We start from the raw sequence: 24,962 nt of genomic DNA, 5'->3' as shown, positions 1-24,962 counted from the left end.
TTCGATCGAGAGCCGGGCCCTACTTCTTCTCGCGCCACTCCCGCTCGAACGGCAACCGCCATGCGTGTGGGGCGATGAGTTGATGAATCGCGTTCGGCCCCCACGATCCCGGTGAGTACAACCGGACCGGAGGCGGATCGGCGAGCAGCGGCTCGGACACCTGCCACAGGCGCTCGATGCCCTCGGCCGTGGTGAACAGGGTGTGATCGCCGTACATGGCGTCGAGAATGAGTCGCTCGTACGCCTCGAGAACGTCGCCGACTCGCTCGGTTTCCTGGATGGCGAACTGCATGCTGAGTTTGTCCAGGCGCATCCCCGGACCGGGCCGTTTGCCGTAGAACGACAGCGACACCTTGGACGCATCCGCGAGGTCGAAGGTCAGGTGGTCGGGGCCTTGCGCACCGACACCGGAGCCTGCCGGAAACATGCTCTTCGGAGGTTCGCGAAACGCGATCGAGATGATGCGCTGACCCTCGGCGAGGCGTTTTCCGCTGCGAAGATAGAAGGGCACACCCGCCCAGCGCCAGTTGTCGATCTCGCATTTGAGTGCGACGAAGGTGTCGGTATCGGAATCGGGAGCCACTCCCTCCTCCGACCGGTAGCCCGTGTACTGGCCTCGTACAACGCTTTTGGGGTCCAGTGGCACCATCGATCGGAAGACCTTGTTCTTCTCCTCGCTGATCGCGCGGGGCTCGAGCGCCGTCGGCGGTTCCATCGCCATGAACGCCAGCACCTGGAACAGGTGCGTGACGACCATGTCCTTGTACGCGCCGGTGGACTCGTAGAACCCTGCTCGACCGTCGAGGGCGAGCTTCTCCGGAATGTCGATCTGCACGTGATCGATGAAATTGCGGTTCCAGATCGGTTCGAACAACCCGTTGGCGAACCGGAACGCCAGAATGTTCTGAGCGGGTTCCTTACCGAGGAAGTGATCGATCCGAAAGATCTGATCCTCGTCGAACGTCTCGTGCACCCGAGCGTTCAACGCGATCGCGCTCTCGAGGTCGGTGCCGAACGGCTTCTCCATGATGATCCGGGATCGCTTCACCAGATCGGCCGACGCGAGCGTATCCACCACCGCCAGAGCAGCTCTGGGCGGAACGGAGAGGTAGTGCAACCGCTTGGCGCTTCCGCCCAGTTCGATCTCGGCCTCGGCAACTGCTTCCCCCAGAGCGGCAGGTCCCGCCTTCTGGGACACGTAGGTCAACCGCGAGGCGAAGTGCCGCCACTGCTCGTCGCCGACCTTACGGCTGGAGTACGCATTGATCGATTCGCGAGCGAGAGTACGGAATTCGTCGGTGGTCATCTCTTCGAGCGAGGTGCCGACGACTCGAATGTTCGGTGCCAGATCGGACAGGGCCAAGTGCATCATCCCGGACAGGAGTTTGCGTTTGGCCAGATCGCCGGTTGCCCCGAACAGCACGACGACCTGGGGCGGTAGTTCGGAGGCGGAATCTGTCCGGCGCGAAGTCACAGTGGGAATAGTGACACCGATTTCGTCGGCGTGCACTTCGGCAGAACAGGTGCACTTGTGCAGCATTCACCGCAACGCGGCCACGAGGTCACCTCGCTCTCCCACCACCACACGTTCCAGTTCGAGCCAGTCGGCCATCTCTCGGAGAACATCACGCAGCCGTGGAGCGATGTCGCGGGCGTCGCGGTCGCCCTCGACGTAGGCGGCGATGACGTGCAGTTCGGAGTGCGCTCGCACCGCCTTCAGGTCGACGCGGGCCACCAGGTGCCCGTCGAGCAGAAAAGGAAACACGTAGTAGCCGTGAATTCTCTTGTGCTGCGGGGTGTAGATCTCGATGCGGTAGCGAAAGCCGAACATTCTCTCCACTCGTGGCCGATAGAAGATCATCGGATCGAACGGGCAGAGCAGCGCGGCCGCCGTTGCGGTTCGCGGTGTTCTGGCCTCGCGATGGAGGAAGGCCGGTGCGTTCCACCCTCGAACCGACACCTGCTCCAGCACGCCGTCCTCAACCAGGTCGGCAATCGCGGTCTTGGCCTGCTTCTGCGAGAGCCGATAGTAGTCGCGTAGATCCGGTTCGGTACCGATTCCCAGTGCGCGAGAAGACTTCTCGATCAGCGCACGTACGGCGTCCGATTCGTCGACATTCCTGCGCAGAACGTCTTCGGGAAGCATCCGTTCGCTGAGTTCGTACTGCCGCACGAACCCTGCCCGGGCGGGCACGCTCACCACTCCGGCCGCGAAAAGCTGTTCGCAGACGACCTTGACATCGCTGCGGTCCCACCAGGGACCCTTGCGCCCGGGCACGTCCACGTCGAGATACTTCTCGATCTCACCGGCGCTGGCCGCGCCGTGCTCACCGATCACGGCCAGAACGTCATCGACCAGGGTCGGTTCTCGGTCGAGGATGCGGGCCGCTCCACCCCACCGCCCGTGTCGATACAGCTCCATCCGCCACCGCATGAGCGGCCAATCCTCGACCGGCAGCAACGCAGCCTCGTGAGCCCAGTACTCGACCATCCGCCGGGGTCGACGCGCCGTGTCGGTCCATGCGGCGTCGTCCACGATCGTTCGGTCGTAGACACCGACACGGCTGAACACCGGCGCGTAATGCGCTCGGACCACCACCGACACCGAGTCGATCTGCAGCAAACCGGTGGTGTCGATGGCGGCATGCACTGCGGCCTTGCTTGCCGGCCGAGTACGCGACCGCCTCGATGCCAACCCCTGGGCGGCCAAAGCGGTGCGACGAGCGGCAGCTGCACTCATCTCCTGCATCGGACCACCTTGTCACGGTCCACCGACAGGTCGAGTCAGGTGCTGAACAGGTTCGCTGCCTTGAGGATCAATTCGTACAGTCCGTAGGCGAACGGCACGGCAACCCACGCCCATGCGGCCACCATCGTGACCTGCTTCTGTCCGCCGCTCATGCCTTTGCTCCCGTGGTAGTCGCAGAATCCGCGTGATCGGGTTCGTGGAATTTCGACGCCACCGGCTTGATCGCTTCGTTCGCCAAGAACCCGACGACCAGCAACGCGATCATGACGTAGAAGGCAGGAAGGTAGCGGCCGGTGGTTCCCGGCTCTCCGGCGTCGGCGATGGCATTGACGATCAGCGGCCCCAACACACCGGCCACCGACCATGCGGTGAGCAGTCGTCCGTGGATCGCGCCCACCTGGTACGTGCCGAAAAGGTCCTTGAGATACGCCGGAACGGTCGCGAACCCCGCGCCGTAGAAGGACAGGATCAACAGCGCCGACACCATGAACAGGATCTTGTTCGTGTTGGTGAACAGGGCGATGTAGAGGTACAGCAGTGCGCCGACACCGAGGTACAGCCGGTAGATGTTCTTGCGCCCCACTACGTCGGATACCGACGACCAGACGAATCGTCCGATCATGTTGGTCAGCGAGAGGAAGGCGACGAACCCTGCAGCGGCAGCGGCGAGAGACTCGGGCGAGGTCGCATCGGGAAAGAAGTCCTGATAGATGCCCGAACCGCGCTCGAGAATGCCGATACCGGCAGTGACGTTGAAGCACAGGACGACCCACAGCAGCCAGAACTGCGGAGTCTTCACTGCGTTCGCGGCCGAGACGTTGTGCGTCGAGATCATCGACGACTTCGCGGGCGGGGTCCACCCTGCCGGTGTCCACCCCTCGGCAGGCACTCGAATGAGAACGACTCCCAGCGCCATGAACACCGCGTATCCGACGCCGAGCGTGAGGAACGTCTTCGCGATGGAACCGTCGGTGAAACCGCCGAAGTTCACCATCAACTGGCTGGTGAGCGGGGACGCGATGAGCGCACCACCGCCGAAGCCCATGATGGCGATACCGGTGGCCATTCCCGGCCGGTCCGGGAACCACTTCATCAGCGTCGAGACCGGTGAGATGTACCCGATGCCCAGGCCGATGCCGCCCACGAACCCGTAGCCGAAGATCACCAGCCAGAACTGCCCGAGTGACATGCCGAGTGCGGAAATCAGCAGTCCCGACACGAAGAAGACCAGCGAGACTGCCATCGCCCAGCGGGGACCGTTCTTCTCGACGCGGGTTCCGAAGATCGCGGCGGACAGACCGAGCATCACGATGGCGAGCTGAAACGGTATGGCGGTGACGGTTCCGCTGAGTCCGAGTGCGTCGGGCTGCGAGATGGCGTTCTTGAACACGCTCCACGCGTACGCAGAGCCGATCGCAAGATGGATCGAGAGGGCTGCCGGAGGTATCAACCAGCGGCTCCACTCGGGTGTGGCAACGATTCTGGAGCGGTCGAGAATGGGGAGGGTCATCGAAATCCCTTGGTATGGAGTGCGGTACATAATTCAACTATTCCCTGCAGTCAAACACGGGCACCGGTCTGCATGCTCACAACCAGAGATAGTTTCTTGACCGAACTCACTTTCCTGACCCGCGTATCCTCGAGACAGTGGACATCGAGCGGTGGCGCAGCAGATTGCCGGTGAGACGGGCCTCGGACGGCGAAGTGATCGGGTGGACAGTCGCGCACGAATCGAACACTCGAGACGAATACGACGAGGGCTATCTGGTCGATGCCGTCAATCCCGCCGGAATCACCGTTGCGCAGGGTGTCCCGATCGAGACCGCGATCGCCCACCTCGAGGATCGCGGTCTGGCATCGCTGTCGGCTCCACATTGGACGAAGGCACCCCTGCCATTGGAGTCCGAGACCGATCTGTCGACACCGCAGGACGATTGGCCGTGGCGGCGGGTATTGATGACACAACTCGACGACAACCGGGTGTGGATCAGGCCCGCGTACCCGAGTTGGCCGGAGCGGCTACTCGAGGTTCCGCTGCCGATCCCTGCCGACGACGTTCTGCGCACGGACTCCCCCGCCGAATCCGACTGAGTCAGTATGTCCGCAGAACCGCCCGCAGCGCACCGGCGAGCTGGGTCAGACCCGGCTCCTCGACGGGGAGGTGCCCGCACCCGTCCAGCATCACGATCTCGGTGTCGGACCGAATGCGCTCGAGAAATCGGATGCTGACGTCCGGCGGGGTCCACCGGTCCTCGGCCGGGTGGGTCAGCAGGACCGGCGGACCGTCGTAGTCCTCGGGTCGGATGTGCGAGTAGCCGAAGAAACTCGCAAGGAAGCCGATCGGAACACGAACCCCACCGCCTTTCGGGTCACCTGAGCAGAGCTCGGACAGCTCCGAGTCGAGGCTCATGTTCGCCATATCGGCCATCCACCTGACGGGAATTTTCACGCGGCCCGCGACGGCCGCGAGCAGACGAAGCAGTTGTGGTGCCGGCCCGCCGAGCGCGTCGAACCGTGCCGCCGCTCTACGGGCCCGAGGATCGGCCGGATCGAGCAGGCAGGTGGCAATCACCCTGTCCACCAATCCCGTTCGGTGCGCAACCTCGTACGCGAGCATGCCTCCCATACTGGCACCGAACAGGATCAGTGGGCGTTCGTCGATCGCATTCTCCGCGACGACCAGGTCACAGAGGAGGTCGATCCAATCTCGATAACGCACCGCCGGCGGGTCCGGCACGACCGTATCGCCGTACAAGGGCAGGTCGGGACACATCACCTCGAAACCCTCACGGGCGGCTATGGCGGCGTATGGCCACAGCAGACCGGAGTAACCCCCGGCACCGTGCAGGGCCATGACACGGACCTTGGATTCGGGCCGAGCAGCGCGCGCCACATGGACGCGCGTCTTCCCCCACATCCAATACGTCGACTCGGGGCGGTCCCCCGCTACCGACCGATACTGCTCGGGCAGAAATCGGACATACCGGTCGAAATCCATGCTGGGATCGTAACCGTCAGTCGGACAGACCGGCGGCGACTGTGCCGCCCAATTCGTAGCATCGTTCGCGCGCAGCCTTGCCGCCTGCTTCGAGGTGCACGGTTTCGAACACCTTCTCCAGTCCCCAACCCGACGCAATGGTTTCGATACCGCGCGCGGCACCAACGGTGTCGTTGTTGCCGTGAACCCATGCGCCGTAGGGCTTTCCGGCAACCGCGTCCAGGCACGGGTAGTACACGGTGTCGAAGAAGTGCTTGAGCGCCCCGCTCATGTAACCGAAGTTGGCCGGCGTTCCGAAGAGGAAACCGTCGGCATCGAGAACGTCCGGAACGGTCGCCCCGAGAGCGGGCACACTGCGCACGTGCACACCGCTGATCTCGGGGTCGTTCGCGCCGGCGAGAACCGACTCGAGCAACTCACGAGTGAGCGGGCTCGGGGTGTGATGAACGACCAGTAGCGTGCGCGTCACGCTGCGTCAGCTCTCTGCCCGTTCCAGTGCCACAGCACGTTTCATCGTCTCGCGAGCCCGCCCACGGTCGCCCGCGTAGTCGTAGGCGCGAGCCAATCGGTAGGAGTTGCGCCAGTTGTCCGGATCCTTCTCCCACTCGGTCTTGATCTGCTGGAAGAGTTCGTCGGCGGCATCACGCTCGATCCGTCCCGACGGCCTTCGCGGAAGATCCGAGACGTCGAGTTCGAGGCCTTCCTCGTGGATGCGAGAGGCCAGCCGCTGGTGGTCGAAGCCGGCTTTGAGGGTGGCCCACACGATCCACAACCCGAGTATCGGCAGCAGCAGGACCCCGATCCCCAGGGAGATACTTGCCACGCCACCGTTCTGGATCAACGTCACACCGCGCTGGCCGAGCAGAAAGAAGTAGAAGCCGAGGACCAGCACCATCACCGTGATGATGGCGAGGACCTTTGTCGTTTTGTTCACCGTCGATCAGCTCACAGATCCAGCAGTGGATCGAGGCCGACGGTCAACCCCGGTCGTCCGGCGATTTCGCGGACTCCGAGAAGAACTCCGGGCGCGAAGGACGTTCGGTCGAGCGAGTCGTGCCGAATGCTCAGCGTCTCCCCCTGTGTGCCCAGCAGAACCTCCTGATGCGCAACGAGTCCCGCGAGCCGGATCGAGTGCACACGCACTCCGTCCACGTCGGCACCACGTGCGCCGTCGAGTTCGGTCGTCGTCGCGTCGGGGCTGGGCGGAGTGCCTGCAGCCGCGCGTGCCTCGGCAATGAGCGCGGCGGTCCGATACGCCGTGCCGGACGGCGCGTCGGCCTTGTTGGGGTGGTGCAGTTCGATCACCTCGACAGAGTCGAAGAATCGAGCGGCCTGCTGCGCGAATCGCATCGACAGCACCGCGCCGATGGCGAAGTTCGGCGCGATCAGCACACCCGTCTGCGGCGATCCCGCCAGCCATTCGCGAACCTGCTCGAGGCGCCGCTCATCGAATCCGGTGGTGCCGACCACTGCATGGATGCCCTGCTCGATCAAGAACTGCAGGTTGTCCATCACCACGTCGGGATGGGTGAAATCGACGACCACCTGGGCATTCGCGTCGACGAAGTTCGCCAGCGGATCGCCCTGGTCGACGGTCGCTACGAGTTCGAGATCGTCGGCTGCCTCGACGGCCGCACAGATGGCCTGACCGACCTTGCCGCGTGACCCCAGTACCCCTACCCGAACAGGTGCCGTTGCACTCACGTCGTACCCACACTCGTTTCGTCGTCTTGTCGGTTCTACCGACCTCAGAGCCTACTTCTCCACCGTTCGCCGCGGCAGCTACGGTCGTCCGGTGACATCAAGCGTCCTGTTCGCCGACCGAGTCGATCTCGTCCGCGGCGGCCGATACCTGCTCAGCGACGCCACGATGCGGGTCGAGGAGGGCGAGCACTGGGTGTTGCTCGGTGCGAACGGCGCAGGCAAAAGCACACTGCTCAGCTTGCTGGGAGCCGTCGTCCATCCCACGCACGGCGCCGTGCACGTTCTCGGTCATCGCCTCGGGCGGGTGGACATGCGTGAACTGCGCACACACATCGGCCACGTCGACCCGCGGTTGAAGATCGAGGCTTCGCTGACGCTGTTCCAGGTGGTGCTGACCGGGCTGACCAACACTCCCGACCTGATCCCGAGGTGGTCGGCCACCGAGGAACAGATCGCACGTGCCCACCGGCTGATCGAATCCCTCGGTGTCGCCCATCGCACCGAGGCATCGTGGCACACGCTCTCCCAGGGCGAACGTGGCCGAGCGCTCATCGCGCGCGCCCTGCTCCCCGACCCCGCAGTGTTGCTGCTCGACGAGCCCGCCACCGGACTCGATCTCGCTGCCCGCGAACAGCTCCTCAGCGCGCTCGACGCGTTGCGGGCCGAGCACCCGACCCTGGCGAGCATTCTGGTGACGCATCACCTCGAAGAAATTCCGGTCTCGACCACCCACGCCCTGCTCATCCGCGACGGAAAGGTGTTGGCGCAGGGAACCATCGACGCGGTGCTGACCACCGAGAACATCAGCGTCTGCTTCGACCATCCGATCGAGATTTCGAAGCAACGCGGCCGTTGGGTCGCCACCGCCTCCCGCAGCTGATGCTCAGTCGAAGACGATGACCTGACGGATCGCGTTGCCGTCGGCCAATTCGTCCATACCACGGTTGATCTCGTCCAACGTGATGCGCGAGGAGATCAGCTTCTCGACGGGAAGCCGTCCCTCGCGCCACATCTGGGCGTAGGTCGGAATATCGCGGGCCGGCACGGCGGAACCCAGATAGCTGCCGATGATCGTGCGAGCTTCCGCCACCAGGCCCAAGGGGGAGATGGACGAGCGGGCGTCGGGTGCGGGCAGGCCGACGGTGATGGTCTTGCCGCCGGGAGCCGTTGCCGCGACCGCAGTCTCGAAGGCGCGGGCATTGCCTGCCGCCTCGATGACGATGTCGGCCTTGATGCCCTTCTCGACGAGCTCGGCCGGCAAGTAGACCTGTGTTGCACCCAGATCGGTTGCGGTGGAAAGCTTGTCGGGAACGCCGTCGACGCCGATGACCTCACCCGCACCGATCGATACCGCCGTCAGTACCGCCGCCATGCCGACTCCGCCGAGGCCCACCACCATCACCGACTGTCCTGGCTTCGGAGTTCCGGCGTTGAGGACCGCGCCGCCGCCGGTCAGTACCGCACAACCGAGGACGGCTGCGATATCGGCCGGGATGTCGTCCTCGACCGCCACCACCGACTTTCGGCTGACCACCGCGTGGGTGGCGAATCCGGAGACTCCGAGGTGATGCTTGACCTCCTCGCCGTCGCGGTGCAACTTGATGCCACCGCCGAGCAGCGTGCCGGCATTGTTCGACGCGCTGCCGGTGATGCAGGGCATCTGGCCGTCGGTGGCGCACCCGGCACATTCGCCGCAGCGCGGTAGGAACGTCATGACGACGCGGGTGCCGATCGCGATGTCGTCGACGCCCGCCCCGACTTCCTCGACCCGCCCGGCCGCCTCGTGGCCGAGCAACATCGGGACCGGACGCACTCGATTGCCGTCGACCACCGACAGATCCGAGTGACACAGGCCCGCAGCTTCGATTCGGACCAGCAGTTCACCCTCGCCAGGCGAGCCGAGCTCGAGGTCCGAGACGGTGATGGGATGCGAGTCCGCGAAGGGACGGGATCGGCCGATTTCTTCGAGTACTGCGCCGCGAATCTTCATCCCGCCAGACTATGCGGCTGCGCCGCATGTGCGTGGAACTTCGTAGTGGGCTACGAGTTTCCGTGCACGTGGGCCGCAGGCCCTCACAGCGGCAGACGCGGCCTGAGCAGGTGTGCAACCAGCGCCGTCCACCCCGTTTGGTGGGTGGCCCCGAGTCCCTCTCCGGTGTCCCCGTCGAAGTACTCGTTGAAACTGGGGTGCTCGCTCCACAGCGGGTCGGCACTGGATTCGATGCGATTGCCGTCGGCAGGCCGCTTGCCGTCCACCGGCCGGAACAGTCCGGCGAGACCGTTGTCGATCAGATCGGCCGCGTCGGTGAGGGTGCGGTGGTTGCCCGAACCGGTGGGGATCTCGATGGTGAACGAGTCGCCGTAGTACCGGCCGTATGCGCGGAGCTTGTCGGCGAGCAACACGTTCACCGGGAACCACACCGGGCCGCGCCAGTTCGAGTTCCCGCCGAACATTCCGGTGCGAGACTCCCCCGGTTCGTACTCGATGGACAGACTGCGACCGTCCACGTCGAAAGTGACCGGTTCGCGATAGGACGCCGAGAGCGATCGAATTCCGAACTGCGACAGGAACTCCTCGGAATCGAACATCCGAGAAAGGATGCGTTTGAGCCGCTCGGGCTGAACGAGTGTCAGCAGCATCCGGACCTCACCGTTCTCACGCCGCGCCAGCAGTGGACTGACCATCTCGGGTCGCCGACGCTGGATCCACCGGAGGCGGGCGGTGAGATCGGGGCATTCTTCCTCGACCCACGGCGGAATCTCGGTGGCACCGAGGATGGGCAGCAGACCCACCATGGACCGAACTCGCATCGGCACCGCGTCGCCCTCGGGCTGGACGAGGACGTCGTAGAAGAACCCGTCCTCTTCGTGCCACAACGAAATGTGCTGTGAACCGAACGAATTGACCGCTTTCGCAATCGAGAGGAAGTGCGAGAAGAATTTGGTCGCGACGTCGTCCCAGGCGCTGTCGTGTCGGGCGAGTTCGAGGGCAATCTTGAACATCTGCTGGCAGTAGAACGCCATCCAGCTCGTCGCGTCGGACTGCTCGAGCCGGAAGCCGGGTGGCAGCGGTGCGGATCGATTGAACAAACCGATGTTGTCCATTCCGAGGAATCCACCCTCGAATATGTTCGAGCCTTCGGAGTCCTTGCGGTTGACCCACCAGGCGAAGTTGAGCAGCAGCTTGGTGAACACCCGCACCAGGAATTCGCGATCACGGTATCCGTCGATGCGGTAGACGTGCCATGCAGCCCAGGCGTGCACGGGCGGGTTGACGTCGCCGAACTCCCATTCGTACGCCGGGAGTTGGCCGTTGGGGTGCATGGCCCACTCCCTGCACATCAACACCAACTGCTCCTTGGCGAAATCGGCGTCGACGTGGGCCAGCGGAATCGCGTGAAAGGCCAAGTCCCAGGCCGCAAACCACGGGTATTCCCATTCGTCGGGCATCGAGATCACATCGGCCAACGCCAGGTGACGCCAGTGCGCGTTGCGCCCACCCGGATCCTGTCTCGATTCCGGTGCCGGCGCGCCGACCTTGTCGCCCTCGATCCACTCGTCGACGTCGTACCGGTAGAGCTGCTTGGTCCACAGCAACCCCGCATAGGCACGCCGCGCCACATGCCGGTCGGTGTCGGTGAGGTCGGCACCGATCACCGCTCCGTAGAACTCGTCCGCCTCGACCCGACGATCGATGTTCACGGCGTCGAACCCGGCTCCGAAGGTCTGCTCGTCCGGCCGGTTGGGCGACAACCGCAGCTTCACCGATTCCGTTGCGCCGGGGGCGATGTCGTCGAACCGGTACCAGAACGCAGCCTTCGTTCCGGTCTGCTCGGGGTTGACCGCACCGAGCTCGTCGTCCACGACGCGACGGCCGATGCCGTCCTTGGGGTAGGCCGAGACGTTCTCCTGACCCCACAGTGCCTCTGCGTTGGTTTCGTTGTCGCAGAACAACACTGACGGCGTGCCCTCGGCACTGAGGTAGTAGCGACCGAGAAAACCGTGATCGACGGCGATGGCCTCGAGGCCACCCGCCAGCAGATCCGGCGGGGTCAGCTGGGCCAGAGTGCCGCCGCGGTCGTCGCGTCCCCAGGACCAGGTGTTGCGCAACCACAGGTGCGGCAGTAGATCGACCGATGCCGACTCGGGCCCGTGGTTGGTGATGGAAATGGTGATGCAGATGTCGTCGGGCGAGGCCTTCGCGTACGTGACCTGGACGTCGAAGAACCTGTTCTCTTCGAGGATGCCCGTGTCGGCCAACTCGTATTCGCGGTCGTCACGCCCGCGTCGGGCATTCTCTTCTCGCAGATGGGCGTAGGGATACTCCGCGTGCGGATAGCGGTAGAGCCATTGCATCCAGCTGTGGGTCGGTGTTCCGTCCACGGCCCAGAAATACTCCTTGACGTCCTCGCCGTGATTGCCCTCTTCGTTGGCAAGACCGAACAGACGTTCCTTGAGGATCGGATCCTTGCGGTTCCACAGTGCGAACGAGAAGTTGAGGAACCCGAAGCGGTCGCAGATGCCGCCGATCCCGTCCTCACCCCAGCGGTAGGCCCGCTTGTGCGCCTGATCGAACGGGAACGACGCCCAGGCGTTCCCGTCCTCGGAGTAGTCCTCGCGCACTGTGCCCCACTGCCGTCCCGCCAGATACGGACCCCACTGGCGCCACGGTCCGCTGACTCCGGGCGATTCGGCCAACCGATTGTGTTCGACGGTGGACGGGGTGGGAACGCTCACGGGATTGGTGGTCACGGCACACAGTCTGGTCGTTGGCGGTCATCGATGCACGCCGACATTGGCAGCGAGGTATCCGACGCGGCGCTGCACCGCGGCGATCTCCCGAATGCCGTCGGTGAGCAGACTCCGCTCCAGTGGTGACAGATCGGCCATGATGAGCACGTCACCCGGTCGGTGGCCTGCGGTGATCTGGTCGATCTGATGCGACAGTCGGAGCCGTTGCAGCAGGGCGAACACTTCGGTCAGAGTGGCGACATCGCGTTCGGAGAGCATGCCGTTGCCCGACGCCGCCGCGAGCCGCGCCGGGGTGGAGGCCGAGGCGATGCCGACCGACAGCCCACCCCACCGAGCGAGGTTGACGATCGGCGTCAGCGCATGGGCCTTGAGATCGAATGTGCCGCCGCGCCGAGCCAGCACGTCTCGCAGTGATCGGAGCCGGGCGCGGCCGGCGAGCGCATCACGCAGTTGCAAGCGCAATGCGTCGGGGTGATCGACCAGGAGTCGGCGGTAGGCCTCGGGCACGGTGTGCAGTTCCCTCGGGCCCCACACCACTCTGCCGTCGATCATCAACGAGGACATGATCAGCCCGGAGTCCTCTGCCGGATTGCCGCGTTCACCGAAGGGGTTGCTGAGCCAGTGAGCTGCGGCCCTCTCCCATTGCCCGGCCGAGCGTGCGAATCGAGGCGAACTCGCGACCGCACCGTTGGTGTCCGACGGAAGCCCGGCACTGTCGAGGCTCACGTGCACGCGGGCGGCCAAGTCCATCAGCGCCTCGTCACGGGTTCTCGGCACCGCGCTCGATTTTCCTCGCGTGCCGGGGTCCGCGGTGGTGTCGGACCAGGTCAATGCACTGTCGACGTCGGAGGACGGCATGGCCTCCCGACGCGCCACACTTCCGAGAGTGATCCAGGCGAACCGGTCGCGCGGCACTTCCGGCCGCGCAGACCATTCGATCTCGACGGCACGGCGGACGAGGCTGTCGACCACGACGGACAGGATCGCGCTGACCGCCATGGCGTCGGTTCCGCCCCGGAACAGATCCACCACCAAGCGCGGGACGAGTCTTCCTGCATCGGCGAGTTCGGCGGAGGTCGCTGCGGACGTCACTGCCCGGCGGACCACGAAGCTGCGCCGGGTGGACGCAGCATGCAGATCGGAATCCTCCACGACACCGAGAACCTCGCCCCGATCGGACAGCACCGGCATGTGCCGCAGCCCCAGTTCGAGCATGTCCATCAGGACCGTGCCTGCCAGCCGGTCCGCCGTGACCGTCTCGGCAGGCGACGTCATGACCTTCTCGACGGGAGTATCGACGCCGATCCCGGCGGCCACCACACGAACTCGCAGGTCTCGGTCGGTGAAGATGCCGTGGCGCGACCCTCGCAGCGGAATCAGGACGTACGAGCTGCCCTGCTCGGTCATGTGCCGGACGGCATCTCGAACCGTGGTACCGACGGAGGTGAATACTGCTGGTGCCGTGAGCAGTTCGCCGACGGTACGGCCGGCACTACGCTCGCCCGGCCCACTACGATTCGTGGTGGCCGAGGTCACGGCTTCGGCCAGGAACGCCAGCCCGGTGGGCGTTGTGAACAACGGTCGAATCAGCTCACCGGGCAACTGCAGAACGATGCTCGGTTCGATTGCGCGCGCACGGAATTCGACGGTTCCGCCGGACAGGAGTGCCGAGAATCCGAACACACCGCCCGGGGAGATGGTGTCGATCGGTATGTCGGTCTGCGCGGCGTCCTCCGGATGGACGATCGCCACCCGCCCGGTACGCACCATCCATACCGTGTCGGCGGTGGCCGGCACGGACGTCTGCGAAGGGCCGACAACCCATGCACCGGCGGCGTAGTCGAGTTCTACGGCCGCCTCGGCGATGTCGGCCACTACCGCAGGAGATGCGCCCTGGAACGGTGGATACCTGCCGAGAAAGTCGGCCAGCGCCGATCTATCCTCCACGGATCAGGTCGGCGCACTTCTCCGCCATCGTCATCACCGTGATGTTGGGATTGACGTACGGCAGCTTCGGCATCGCCGACGCATCGACCACGCGCAGACGCGAGATGCCCTTGACTCGTAGCTCGGGATCGAGCACGGCCATGGCGTCGTCCACCGATCCCATCCGGGCAGTGCCGGCCGGGTGATAGACCGTGTTGTGCGTCTTGTGCACGTAATCGAGCAGGTCGTCGTCGGTGACGGCGTCGGGCCCGGGGGCGAGTTCGCGTTCGATCCATCCCGCGAGTGGACCGTCTGCGGCAATAGCACGCGCCAGCTTCAGACCGGCAAGCATCACCGCGTCGTCGTGGCCGTCCGGGTCGGTGAAATAGCGAGGGTCCACCTTGGCCCGATCACGAAAGTCCCTGCTGCGCAATCGAACAGTCCCTCGCGAGCGCCCCTGGGTCACGTTGGGCGTCAGGCAGAAGCCGTTGTCGGTGGTCGGATAGCCCCAACGGAGGGTGTTCATGTCGAACGGCACACTGCCGTAATGCATCATGACGTCGGGATAGTTCAGTGACGAATCGGTCTGCGCGAACACGCCGATTTCCCACCATTGCGAGGAGGTGGTGACCATCGGCTTGCTCGCCTCCCAGAACACGAGTCCTTCGACGTGGTCGTCGAGGTTCTCGCCCACGCCGGGTGAATCGACCCGAACGGTGATCCCCATCTCCTGCAGCTGGGCTGCCGGTCCGATTCCGGAGAGCATCAACAACTTCGGCGTGTCGATGGCACCGGCGGTGACGATCACCTCGCGACGCGCCGAGACGGTGTCGTAGCCGGTCAGGTCGGGGCGTTGGTACCGCACACCCGTCGCGGTCAGTGACTCGTCGATCAGAATCTCGCTGATCCAGCAGTCGGTGCGCACCTCGAGGTTGGGCCGCGATCCGATGATCGGGTGCAGGTACGCATGGGAGGTCGACATACGCGAGCCGTCCTCACCCGCATTGATCTGAAACCAACCCGCACCGTTGAGTACAGGCGTTCCGCGGTTGAATGCGACTGTGGGAAGGCCTACTCCGGCGGCCGATTCGAGCACTGCCGCACCGCAGGGATCGTTCGGAGGCACGTCGCGTATCCGCACGGGCCCGTCGTGACCGCGGCCGGTGTCGTTGTTCTCCACGCGCGCGACGAACGGCAGGATGTCCGACGCACCCCAGCCGGTCGCGCCGGACGCGGCCCAATCGTCGAGAGTCTCGGCCGGCGGATGAAATGCGATGCAGGAGTTGTGCGAGGAGCAGCCACCGAGCACTTTCGCGCGCGCATGCCGCATGAAGCTGTTGCCGCGTTCCTGCGGTTCGACGGGGTAGTCCCAGTCGTACCCGGAATCGAGCAGATGCATCCACTCGACCAGTTCGAGAATTGCCTTGTCGCCGACGTCGGTGGGGCCTGCTTCGACGAGGCAGACACTGACTGAGGGGTCCTCGCTCAGCCTGGCAGCGAGGACACACCCCGCCGTCCCGCCACCTGCGACGACGTAATCGAACTGGGTGTCTGTCACTGCACGCTCCTTCTAATTGCCCGTGGAGGCATGGGATTTCAGAGTGCCGATGTGCTTGCGTCCCTTGACTGCGTACCACAGCAGGCCTACGCCCAGGATGCCGCCGATATAGACGAACGCACCGAACGTGTTGTACCAGGGAGTTCCGTACACGGCCTCGCGTGGCCAGGCGAGGTTGATCGCCATCCCTGCGCCCCACACCACTGCCGCGATGTTGATCGGCAGGCCCCACCTGCCCATCGTGAAGTACCCGCCGGGCTTCAGATCTGCCGGCGGCCATTCGCCCTTCACTCGTTTGACCAACAGCGGTCCGGTGACCATCAGATACGCGAGGTAGATCATGATGATCGCGATCGAGGTGAGGACCGTGAAGATCTGCGGCTGCCCGATGTTGACGACGAGGATGACGATGGCCAGCACGCCGATGGTCACCGCGGGCACGACCGGGGTCTGGGTCTTCGGATTCACCTTGGCCAGACTCTCGCCGAAGGGCAGCGCGTTGTCTCGGGCCATGGCGAACGTGAGCCGGATCGCCGCGGTGTGCACTGCCAGTGAGCAGACGAAGACCGCGATGACGATGCAGATCAGGAAGACGGTGCCCAACGGGCCCCACATCACCGATTCGACGATGGACTGCAGGCTGCCGTCGGGGCTGCCGAGGGAAGGATCGTTCAGGTCCGGCGCGGCCATTACGGCGAACACCAGGATGGCTCCGCCGATGACGAACGAGGCGAGGATGGCGCGAAAGATCGCTTTGGGGGCGGTGCGCCGAGGTTCCACCGTTTCCTCGCCGAGCGAGCTAGCGGTGTCGAATCCGTACATCACGTAACCCGACGCCAGGGACGCAACAAGGAAGGCACCGAGGTAGCCGCCGCTCTCGCCGGCTCCGTAGCCGTTGGTGGAGAAGAACACCTCGGGCCCCCGAGTGATGTTGGCCGCGAGCAGGATCGCGATGAGAACGGCAGCGATGAGTTCGATGAACACACCCGCACTGTTGATCATCGCCATCAGTCGAACGCCGAGGGCGTTGATCGTGGTGGTGATGGCGATCAGAATCGCACCCAGCAGCACTGCGTTGGCCGCGAAATCTCGGGCACCGCTGCCGTCACCGATGATCTGAAATCCGCTCCAGATGCGTGGCAAATTGAGCTGCAGCGCGAGGGCGACAGCGGCCAGGGTCACGATCGATGCCGTGAGCATCAGCCAACCCGCCGACCACCCGACGATTCTGCGGCCCAACAGCTTCGCCCAGTTGTACACCGACCCTGCCACCGGATACTTCGCGGCCAACTCCATGAAGCACAGTGCCACGCAGAGTTGGCCGACGAAGACTGCAGGCCACGACCACAGGTACGCCGGCCCGGCGGTGCCGAAACCGAAGTAGAACAGCTGGAACGTGCCGGTGAGAATGGAGATGTAGCTGACGCCCGCGGCGAAGCTGGCGAATTTGCCGAGACTTCGATCGAGTGACTCCTTGTAGCCGAAGTCGTCCATTCCGCTCGAATTGTCGTTCAGTAGTGCCATGGTCGACGGCCTTTCCGATCTCGTACTATCGGGTACCGAACCACCCCGCCGCGGTCGGTGAGGTGTTGTGCCAAATGTGTTTCGCTTCTTGATATTCGGACATACCGGACGGACCGAGTTCGCGACCGTTGCCTGACTGCTTGAAACCGCCCCATTCCGCGGCCGCCGTGTAGACACCGAAGTCGTTGAGCCACACCGTGCCATGGCGGAGCCCACGCACCATTCTTTCGCCTCGCGCGGCGTCGGACGTCCGAACTCCCGCGGCGAGACCGTAATTCGTATCGTTACCCAGAAGGAGTGCTTCGGCCTCGGTGTCGAAACGCTCCACAGTGAGTATGGGCCCGAACGTCTCCTCCTGCACGATATTCATGGACCGATTGCAGTGGTCGAAAATCGTCGGCAGAAAATAGCTACCCTTGTCCAGAGCCGGATCGTCCGGCCGCGTTCCGCCGACAACCAATGTCGCCCCCTCGTCGATGCCGCCCGCAACGAAACCCTCGATCTTCTCGCGCTGGGCCTGCGACACCAGCGGTCCGGTCTCGCTCGCCGGGTCCATGCCCGGCCCGATGACGATGGTCTTCGCGCGCTCGGCGACGGCGGCGACGAAACGGTCGGCCACGGACTCCTCGATGATCAACCGCGTGCCCGCCGAGCACACCTGACCCGAGTGCAGAAACACTCCGGTCAGCACGTTGTCGACCGAGTCGGCGAACGACTGCTCGTCTGCCACCGCATCGGCGAACACGATGTGTGGATTCTTGCCGCCGAGTTCGACGGCCACCTTGGTGACGTTCTCGGCGGCCGCGGCCAGGATGTGTCTGCCTGTCGCCAGTCCGCCGGTGAAGGAGATGAAATCGACGTCGCGGTTCCTGGTGAGCGCATCTCCGAGGACCGCGCCGCTGCCCTGCAGCAGATTGACCACACCCGCGGGAACCCCGGCTTCTTCCACGAGCTTGGTGAACGCGATGGTGCTGAGCGGAGTCACCTCGCTCGGTTTGAGCACCATCGTGCACCCGGCGGCCAAGGCAGGGGCGATCTTCCAGGAGATCTGCAGCAGTGGGTAGTTCCACGGCGCGATCATGACGCACACGCCGATCGGCTCGTGCACCACTCGGCTGAGGATTTCGGGGCGGTCGACATCGATCATCCGATCCGACTGCACCACTGCGAGATCGGCGTAGAAGCGGAAGACCGATGTGACGTCGTCGATGTCGATCTCGCTCTCGCCGAACGTCTTTCCGGTATCGAGAGTCTCGATGTGAGCCAACTTCGCCTTGTCCCGTTGGAGCAGATCGGCAATGCGGTTGAGCAGATCGCTGCGCTCGCCCACCGTCACCGAACGCCACGGCCCGTCGTCGAACGCCGCCCGCGCGGCTGCCACCGCGCGGAGAGCGTCGTCCGGTGTGGCCTCGTCCACGACGGCAACCGTGCTGCCGTCGGCGGGGTTCACGATGTCGCGGGTTCCGCCGTCACCGGACCTCTCCCATCGGCCGTCGACGAACAACGACGGCTGTAGCGAGGTCGGGTCGAATCCTGCATCGGAGTCGGTCACCGAAACACCTTCTTCCGTATGGGGGGCGGGTCGTGTGTCTACGCTATGCCCTCAGCGGCCGACGACTCCATCGATCTGTTCGCGAATGATGTCCGCGTGTCCGTTGTGCCGCGCGTACTCGCCGATCATGTGCACGTACACCATCCGAAGCGACATCGGCCCACCCCGAAAATCGACCAGCTCCTCGAACGAGTGTCGGGCCGCGACGTCGTCCGACGCGGCGCACTCGGCGGCGAATCGCGCGAAGTCGGACTCGGCACTGGTTGCAGCCGCGCCGAGAAAGTCGGAGTCCTTGCCCAAGGACGCGTCGTACATCGGGTCGAACGACATCGACGCCAATCGCTCTCGAAACCAGATGCGTTCGACCTTGGCGAGGTGGCGAACCAATCCGAGCAGCGAAAGCGTCGAGTTCGAAAACGGTCGTCGCGCCAGCTGTTCGGCATCGGCACCGGCACAGATGTTCAGCAGCGTCGCTCGATGCCAGCGCAGCATTCCTTCGAGAATCGGTCTGTCGTCACCGACGAGCGGACCGTCCACCGGTTCGGGTGCGGGCGCGGTCCATGTCTTCCGCTGTTCGGTCATGCACCGATTGTCGAACATGCGAGGGCACGCTGCAGCGCAGCGCATTACGGTGGAGTCCATGACTATCGAAGATGTGGGCGGCAGACGGACGGTGACGGCGGACGAGCTTCTTCTGTTGGTGGGTGATCATCTGCTCATCGAGGAAGGTGTCGCGACCGGGTTCATCGAAAGCGCGGGTCAGGTTGCCGAGAGCGTCGCGGTGACGGTCACCGACGGCGTCGACGGAACCACGACGACCGAGCGAGTCTTTCTTCCCGACGCCGAGGTGACCATCGAACCGGCCGACCGCGGACGCGCCCCCGTCACTCTGTGACTCTCTGCCGGGCGGACGAGTGCCTGCTCAGAAGTACATTCGTGTAACTCGCACAACTCTGCTCACACCAGTCACACTGGCCCCGAATTGAGCTAGGGTGGCGGAAACCCGTCATCGCTCGAAGAGGACGTCAGTAGTGCGACAAGGCCGAGTACGACCGACCGTTCGCGTTGCCGTGGTGTCCTGCGCCGCCGCGCTCGCCGTCGGTTTCGGCTCGACCACGGCGGTCGCCGAGCCCGACGCATCGGCCCCGACAACCGTCGCTGACGCAGCCCGTTCGGCCGACGCGCAGCAGTACAACGATGCGCAGAATGCCCTGGTCAAGGGTCGCTACGACGCCGGGTTCGCGGCACTGGACGCGGTTGCCGCGACCGCACCGAACGATGCCAATGTGGCAGCGCTGCAAACGTTCTACGCCAACGCAACCGATGACGCCGCCACGCGGGCGCAACACTCGGCCCGCCTGCGCTCCCTGTCTCCCGCGCTCGCCGATGCGGTGGAGCGGGCCATTGCCGTCATCGACGACGCCGCGACCCGGACGATCGACTTCGCACCGTCCACCGAAGGACCGCGTACCGCGATCGTGGTACTCGGTCTCGGCCTGAACAGCGACGGCAGTATGGCCCCGGAGTTGGTCGAGCGGCTCCGCTCCGCCGTCGCGGTGGCAGAGCGTTCGCCCGAGTCACCCATCATCGTCACCGGCGGGAATCCGCAGAGTGGCATCACCGAGGCCGAAGCGATGCAGAAGTGGCTGATCGACAACGAGATCGCGAACGAGCGCATTCATACCGAGGCCACCGCGAATTCGACGGTGCAGAACGCACAGCGCGCCACCTCGCTGGCCTCAGAGATCGGTGCTGAGAATCTTCTGCTCGCAACAACTCCCAGCCATCTTCGGCGAGCGATCTCCGATTTCGAGATTGCTGGCGCCGACGTGATCGGTGCTGCGACATCCACTCCCGACGATGTCCCGGATCTGCCTGCCCTCGCTCCGACGGCACGGTTGGGCATGACCGTCGACGCCACCAAGATCCTCGGGATACCGCGCACCTACTGACGCGTCCACCCTCGTAACACCGACTCCGTCCCGGCTTCGAACGTTTCACGACGAGTCTCGTCGTCGAGGTTCGTCGGCATCGCCAACTCCAACGACACGAGGCCGTGCACGATAGCCCAGAACGAATGGCTGATCACGTCGACCGATGCGCCGCTCATGGTGCCGGACTCGACGGCGCGCGCTACCGCGGCCCGAAGCGGGTCCATCGCTGCGGCGGCGAGTTGTGCCTCTTCGGATACATCGACCGAACCGAGTACGCCGCCGAACATCACCGCGTACAGGTGCGGGTTGTGCATAGCCCAGTGCCGGTAGGCAACGCCGAGTTCGCGCAGATCGACCTCGGGGTCGCTGGTGACCGGCACCTGCCGCTGGGCATCACCGAAACTCGAGAACGACGCAGCGAACAGAGCGACCAGCAACTCGGCGCGACCACCGAACAGCGAATAGATGGCCGTGGTCGAGGTGCCCTGCGCGGCAGCCAGCTTACGGAGGGACAGCGAGTCGACGCCGTGTTGAGCAACGCTTTCCGCCGCGGCCTCGAGTAGCCGGGTGCGCAGTTCGGCATCGTGAATTCTGGGTCTCGCCACTTGCGAAACTTACCATAACAGTGTTTTATAACAGTGTCATACCAATCGCTCGACACCCGAACAGACGGGAACACGTCATGCAACCCATCATCGACGGCCGCCGCACGGTCGACGCCGACCGCGACACCGTCACGGTCTTCCTCATCGGAATGCGCATCAACAATCCCCTTGCCGTTCGCTCCTGGCTTCCCGCGGTGCGCGCGATGCCGCGGATGCTCAGCCATCTCGAGCAGGATCCCGCCTCCGGACTGCTCGGCTACCACTCGTGGGTGGGCCGCACCACCATGCTGGTCAGCTATTGGCGCAACGCGGAAGACCTGACGCGATTCGCCTCCGATCCCGACGCACCTCATGCGCCCGCCTGGCGCGCCTTCAACCGATCGGTCGCTGCAACCGGCCATGTCGGGGTATGGCACGAAACCTATACGGCGACAGCACAGAACAGTGAAGCGATCTACGTCAACATGCCGTCGTTCGGCCTCTCCGGAGCCATCGGTGGGATCCCGATCGGCACGGGCTCGCACACGTGGAAGCAGCGAATGAAGTCCGCGAAGTAGGCCCGTACGAGCTAGAGGAAGTCACCAGCTCTCGTGGCGATATCGAGAACGGGCTGAGGAAAGACTCCCAGTGCCACGGTGACGACCACCGAGACCCCGATCGCGCATGACACCGACGCGGTAGGACGCACCATTGTGACGGTCCGGTCCGTGGGATCGGTGAAGAACATCAGCACTATCACTCTCACGTAGAAGAACGCCGCGATCGCGCTGCACACCACACCGACCACGACCAGTGCTGCTCCCCCGGCACCCGAGGCCGCGCTGAACACCGCGAACTTACCGATGAAGCCGCTGGTGAGCGGGATACCGGCGAACGAGAGCAAGAACAATCCGAATACTGCAGCAACGAGCGGTGAGCGTCGACCGACACCGGCCCACCTCTCCAGGTCGCCCACCTCACCACGTTCGTCTCGGGCCAGACCGATGACGGCGAATCCACCCAACGTGCTGAAGGCGTAAGCAAGCAGGTAGAACATCGTGGCCGAGACACCCGAATCACCCGCATCACCTGAATCACCCAGCGCCGTCACTCCGGTGAGGATGAACCCGGTGTGCGCCACGGACGAATAGGCAAGCATGCGTTTGACGTCGGTCTGCGTCACCGCGACAACCGAACCGAGCACCATCGTCGCGATGGCGACCACCCACAGCATCGGCCGCCAACTCGACTCGAGACCGGGCAGTGCCATTCCGAAAATGCGCAGAATCGCACCGAACGCCGCGACCTTGGTCACCGTGGCCATCAGTGCGGTCACCGGCGTGGGGGCACCCTGGTAGACGTCGGGAATCCACGAATGAAAGGGCACCGCACCGACTTTGAACAACAAACCCACAGCCAGCAGTGCGGTTCCGATCAGCGCGAGCGATCTGCCCTGACCGTCTGCGGCGATGGCGTCGGCAATGCCGTCCAATCCGGCGGTACCGGCGTAGCCGTAGAGGAACGCGACTCCGAACAGGAAGAACGCGGACGAGAATGCGCCCAGGAGAAAGTATTTCAGCGCCGCTTCCTGGGAGAGCAGCCGCCGTCGCCGGGCCAGACCACACAGGAGATACAGCGGCAGAGACAGTACCTCCAGCGCGATGAACATCGTCAGCAGATCGGTGGACGCCGGAAACAACAGCATGCCGCCGATCGCGAACATCGCCAGTGGAAAGACCTCCGTCTGAGCAACGCCTGCGTCGATGGCCTCCTTCTCCGCCACGCTGCCTGGAGTGGTCGAGGCCTGCGGAGTGAACGAATCGATGCGACGCTCGGTTCCGGCCTCGGTCACGGCAACAGTGCGCTCCGCCAGCAAAGCGACGGCCGGGATTGCCACCAGCACGATGGTTCCCTGCAGAAACAACGTCGGACCGTCGATGGCCACGGCCCCGTTCATCGCATATGCCTCGGTGCCGGCCAGCCCGAGGACGGCCGCGAGAGCCGCCACCAAACCGGCCAGCGCAAGGCCGAGATGGACCCCACGACGTGCCCGCATCGGCACGAACGCTTCGACGAGAACCCCGAGAACCGCGACGCCGAAGACGATCAACATGGGCGACAGCAATCCGTACTGCACCTCGGGAGTGGTCATCGATGACCTCCTGCACTGTCGACGATCGTGGATTGCACTGCCGGAGTGATGACATCGAGTGCCGGTTTCGGGTACACCCCGAACACGATCAGCAACGCGAGCAATGGGACCACCACGGACACCTCACGGGGAACGAGATCGGAGATCTTCTCGCTGCCCTCTCGGACCGGCCCCGTCATCACCCGTTGGTAGAGCCAGAGAATGTAGATCGCCGACAGAACGAGCGCACCGGTAGCCACGATCGCGGCGACGCCGTATCGACCGAATGTGCCGATCAGCACCAGAAATTCGCTGATGAACGGGGCGAGACCGGGAAGGGAGAGCGTGGCCAGACCAGAGATCAAGAACGTTCCGGCGAGCACCGGCGCGACCTTCTGTACGCCGCCGTAGTCGGCGATCGCCCGCGAACCACGACGGGACACGAGAAAGCCTGCGATCAAGAACAATGCGGCGGTAGAGATTCCGTGGTTGACCATGTACAGCGTGGCACCGGCCTGACTCTGGCCGGTCATCGCGAAGATGCCGAGGATGATGAACCCGAAGTGCGAAATAGAGGTGTAGGCAATGAGTTTCATCATGTCGGTCTGACCGATCGCCAGTATCGCGCCGTACACGATGCCGATCACCGCGAGCGTGATGATCCACGGGGCGAACGTCTGCGACGACTCGGGGAAGAGCTCGAGACAGAAGCGCAGCATCGCGAAGGTGCCGACCTTGTCCACCACCGACATCATCAGCACCGCCGTTGCTGGTGTGGATTGGGTTGCGGCGTCGGGTAGCCACGTGTGGAACGGCCACAGCGGCGCCTTGATCGCGAACGCCAGCATGAAACCGAGGAACAATGCGTCGATCACCACCGGATTCACGCCGAGCCCGCCCGATGCCGCCGCATCCGCGATCGCGCGTAGATCGAACGTACCGCCGTCGAAAGGCCCGTCGGGTCTCGCGGTCACCACGTACAGGCCGATGACGGCCGCCAACATGACCAGACCGCCGAACAGGTTGTACAACAGGAACTTCACCGCAGCACGCGTTCGATGATTGCCCCCGAAACCACCGATGAGGAAGTACATCGGAATCAGCATCGCCTCGAAGAAGATGTAGAACAGCAGTACGTCCAAGGCGAGGAACGAGACGATCACCATGGACTCGACCACCAGGATCAACGCCATGTAGGTGTGCGAGACCCGGCGCGATCCGTAATTCGCCACGCGGGTGCCGTCGTTCCAGCCCGCTACGAGGAGCAGTGGGGTCAGGACGGTGGTGAGCAACACCAGCACGAGACCGATTCCGTCGAGGCCGAGCGTGTAGCGCGCACCGAATGCCGCTATCCAGGAATGGTCTTCGAGGAACTGGTATCGATCGCCACCGGAGTCGAATGCCACGGCGAGTACCACCGACACCGCAAATGTGCCGGTGGCGAAGCCCACGGCGACACCACGCGCGATCGTCGGACGGTCGGCCGGCACCAGGGCGACGACGATCGCACCGAGAATCGGGAGTACCCCCAGAACGGTCAACCAGGGCAT

The 24,962-nt window shown here is 64.3% G+C and carries 23 protein-coding genes; 5 read left to right on the top strand and 18 right to left on the bottom strand.

Features of this window, described 5'->3' with window-relative positions; all coding sequences use genetic code 11:
• Positions 1-19: 19 nt before the first annotated feature.
• Genes zwf through CH275_RS03720 form a run of 4 tightly spaced genes read right to left on the bottom strand, consistent with a single transcriptional unit; the run spans position 20 to position 4,259 of the window.
• Complete coding sequence (gene zwf / locus CH275_RS03730) at positions 20-1,540, bottom strand: glucose-6-phosphate dehydrogenase (protein ID WP_256990840.1); 1,521 nt, start codon at positions 1,538-1,540, stop codon at positions 20-22.
• Positions 1,541-2,749: a winged helix-turn-helix domain-containing protein gene (locus tag CH275_RS03725; RefSeq protein ID WP_094675187.1), complete on the bottom strand. Its 1,209-nt coding sequence runs from the start codon at positions 2,747-2,749 to the stop codon at positions 1,541-1,543.
• A gap of 35 nt (positions 2,750-2,784) precedes the next feature.
• Complete coding sequence (locus CH275_RS30495) at positions 2,785-2,901, bottom strand: MFS transporter small subunit (RefSeq protein WP_441347266.1); 117 nt, start codon at positions 2,899-2,901, stop codon at positions 2,785-2,787.
• A complete protein-coding gene (locus CH275_RS03720) occupies positions 2,898-4,259 on the bottom strand; it encodes an OFA family MFS transporter (RefSeq protein WP_094675185.1) in 1,362 nt (453 codons plus the stop codon). The genes CH275_RS30495 and CH275_RS03720 overlap by 4 nt, the downstream gene beginning before the upstream one ends.
• 137 nt (positions 4,260-4,396) lie before the next feature.
• Between CH275_RS03720 and CH275_RS03715 the strand changes: the two genes are divergently transcribed.
• A complete protein-coding gene (locus CH275_RS03715; RefSeq protein WP_256990839.1) occupies positions 4,397-4,840 on the top strand; it encodes a hypothetical protein in 444 nt (147 codons plus the stop codon).
• 1 nt (position 4,841) lies between these two features.
• On the opposite strand, the gene CH275_RS03710 is transcribed toward CH275_RS03715, so the two are convergent.
• From CH275_RS03710 to dapB, 4 genes are read right to left on the bottom strand one after another with little or no spacing between them, the layout of a single operon-like run.
• Positions 4,842-5,747 carry an alpha/beta hydrolase gene (locus CH275_RS03710; RefSeq protein ID WP_094675181.1) on the bottom strand — a complete coding sequence of 302 codons (906 nt, stop codon included), beginning with the start codon at positions 5,745-5,747 and terminating at the stop codon, positions 4,842-4,844.
• A gap of 16 nt (positions 5,748-5,763) precedes the next feature.
• Entirely contained in the window at positions 5,764-6,216 is a 453-nt protein-coding gene (locus tag CH275_RS03705; protein ID WP_094675179.1) for a flavodoxin family protein, read from the bottom strand.
• Between the two features lie 6 nt (positions 6,217-6,222).
• Entirely contained in the window at positions 6,223-6,642 is a 420-nt protein-coding gene (locus CH275_RS03700) for a hypothetical protein (protein WP_179275970.1), read from the bottom strand.
• Positions 6,643-6,692: 50 nt separating this feature from the next.
• A complete protein-coding gene (gene dapB, locus CH275_RS03695) occupies positions 6,693-7,451 on the bottom strand; it encodes a 4-hydroxy-tetrahydrodipicolinate reductase (RefSeq protein WP_094675175.1) in 759 nt (252 codons plus the stop codon).
• 91 nt (positions 7,452-7,542) lie between these two features.
• Here dapB and CH275_RS03690 point away from each other — a divergent pair, with 91 nt between their 5' ends.
• Positions 7,543-8,331: an ABC transporter ATP-binding protein gene (locus tag CH275_RS03690; protein WP_094675173.1), complete on the top strand. Its 789-nt coding sequence runs from the start codon at positions 7,543-7,545 to the stop codon at positions 8,329-8,331.
• A 3-nt stretch (positions 8,332-8,334) separates the two neighbouring features.
• Here CH275_RS03690 and CH275_RS03685 read toward each other — a convergent pair whose 3' ends face one another.
• The 7 genes from CH275_RS03685 to CH275_RS03655 form a co-directional block, all read right to left on the bottom strand.
• Positions 8,335-9,441 (bottom strand): alcohol dehydrogenase catalytic domain-containing protein, encoded by a 1,107-nt coding sequence (locus tag CH275_RS03685; RefSeq protein WP_094675171.1) that lies wholly within the window; start codon positions 9,439-9,441, stop codon positions 8,335-8,337.
• 83 nt (positions 9,442-9,524) lie between these two features.
• A complete protein-coding gene (locus tag CH275_RS03680; protein ID WP_256990838.1) occupies positions 9,525-12,203 on the bottom strand; it encodes an MGH1-like glycoside hydrolase domain-containing protein in 2,679 nt (892 codons plus the stop codon).
• A 24-nt stretch (positions 12,204-12,227) separates the two neighbouring features.
• A complete protein-coding gene (locus tag CH275_RS03675) occupies positions 12,228-14,150 on the bottom strand; it encodes a putative nucleotidyltransferase substrate binding domain-containing protein (protein ID WP_256990837.1) in 1,923 nt (640 codons plus the stop codon).
• Positions 14,140-15,687, bottom strand: coding sequence for a GMC family oxidoreductase (locus CH275_RS03670; protein WP_094675169.1), 1,548 nt, complete (start codon positions 15,685-15,687; stop codon positions 14,140-14,142). Before CH275_RS03670 ends, CH275_RS03675 begins: the two co-directional genes overlap by 11 nt.
• Before the next feature lie 12 nt (positions 15,688-15,699).
• The gene (locus tag CH275_RS03665) at positions 15,700-17,211 is read right to left on the bottom strand and encodes an APC family permease (protein ID WP_094675167.1); all 1,512 of its coding nucleotides are present in this window, start codon (positions 17,209-17,211) and stop codon (positions 15,700-15,702) included.
• 25 nt (positions 17,212-17,236) lie between these two features.
• On the bottom strand, positions 17,237-18,715 hold the full coding sequence (locus CH275_RS03660; RefSeq protein ID WP_256990848.1) for an aldehyde dehydrogenase family protein: 1,479 nt from the start codon (positions 18,713-18,715) through the stop codon (positions 17,237-17,239).
• Between the two features lie 99 nt (positions 18,716-18,814).
• A complete protein-coding gene (locus tag CH275_RS03655) occupies positions 18,815-19,345 on the bottom strand; it encodes a DinB family protein (RefSeq protein ID WP_094675421.1) in 531 nt (176 codons plus the stop codon).
• 58 nt (positions 19,346-19,403) lie between these two features.
• On the opposite strand from CH275_RS03655, the gene CH275_RS03650 reads away from it, so the two are divergent.
• Together CH275_RS03650 and CH275_RS03645 are read left to right on the top strand one after the other, a co-directional pair.
• Positions 19,404-19,658 carry a hypothetical protein gene (locus CH275_RS03650; RefSeq protein WP_032378219.1) on the top strand — a complete coding sequence of 85 codons (255 nt, stop codon included), beginning with the start codon at positions 19,404-19,406 and terminating at the stop codon, positions 19,656-19,658.
• Between the two features lie 136 nt (positions 19,659-19,794).
• Entirely contained in the window at positions 19,795-20,715 is a 921-nt protein-coding gene (locus CH275_RS03645) for a YdcF family protein (RefSeq protein ID WP_094675163.1), read from the top strand.
• Here CH275_RS03645 and CH275_RS03640 read toward each other — a convergent pair.
• Positions 20,709-21,302, bottom strand: coding sequence for a TetR/AcrR family transcriptional regulator (locus CH275_RS03640; protein ID WP_094675161.1), 594 nt, complete (start codon positions 21,300-21,302; stop codon positions 20,709-20,711). The genes CH275_RS03645 and CH275_RS03640 overlap by 7 nt on opposite strands.
• A 77-nt stretch (positions 21,303-21,379) precedes the next feature.
• Between CH275_RS03640 and CH275_RS03635 the strand changes: the two genes are divergently transcribed.
• Complete coding sequence (locus CH275_RS03635) at positions 21,380-21,859, top strand: DUF4188 domain-containing protein (RefSeq protein ID WP_094675159.1); 480 nt, start codon at positions 21,380-21,382, stop codon at positions 21,857-21,859.
• 11 nt (positions 21,860-21,870) lie between these two features.
• Here CH275_RS03635 and nuoN read toward each other — a convergent pair whose 3' ends face one another.
• Both nuoN and CH275_RS03625 read right to left on the bottom strand, forming a co-directional pair.
• On the bottom strand, positions 21,871-23,433 hold the full coding sequence (gene nuoN, locus CH275_RS03630) for an NADH-quinone oxidoreductase subunit NuoN (protein ID WP_094675157.1): 1,563 nt from the start codon (positions 23,431-23,433) through the stop codon (positions 21,871-21,873).
• Positions 23,430-24,962 carry an NADH-quinone oxidoreductase subunit M gene (locus tag CH275_RS03625; RefSeq protein WP_094675155.1) on the bottom strand — a complete coding sequence of 511 codons (1,533 nt, stop codon included), beginning with the start codon at positions 24,960-24,962 and terminating at the stop codon, positions 23,430-23,432. Before CH275_RS03625 ends, nuoN begins: the two co-directional genes overlap by 4 nt.

Source organism: Rhodococcus sp. 06-235-1A (genome assembly GCF_002258785.1).
In the GTDB taxonomy this organism is placed as follows: domain Bacteria; phylum Actinomycetota; class Actinomycetes; order Mycobacteriales; family Mycobacteriaceae; genus Rhodococcoides.
This window is presented reverse-complemented; position numbering and strand designations above follow the sequence as displayed.